Genomic DNA, 239 nt, shown 5'->3' on the forward strand with positions numbered 1-239 from the left:
GCCTTCGGAGCCGCACGTGGTGATCGTGGACACGACTGCGCCGGACCAGCCAGTCATTGGCGCAGTGATTGACGACGTGGGTCTGGTTCAGGGTCCTGTGGACAATGGCGGCAGCACGGACGACACGACGCCGACGCTGGTGGGCAAGGGCGAACCGGGCGACACGATCGTCGTGATCGACAACGGCACGCCGGTTGGCGAGACGCAGGTCGACGAGGACGGCAACTGGAGCTTCACGC

At 66.1% G+C, this 239-nt stretch carries 1 protein-coding gene; it reads left to right on the forward strand.

The window, feature by feature from the left end:
- Window positions 1-25 precede the first annotated feature (25 nt).
- A partial coding sequence (locus F6X39_RS37480; RefSeq protein WP_187620172.1) for an Ig-like domain-containing protein occupies window positions 26-239 on the forward strand: 214 nt, incomplete at its 3' end.

It is taken from the genome of Paraburkholderia sp. UCT2 (genome assembly GCF_014397665.1).
GTDB classification, from domain to species: domain Bacteria; phylum Pseudomonadota; class Gammaproteobacteria; order Burkholderiales; family Burkholderiaceae; genus Paraburkholderia; species Paraburkholderia tuberum.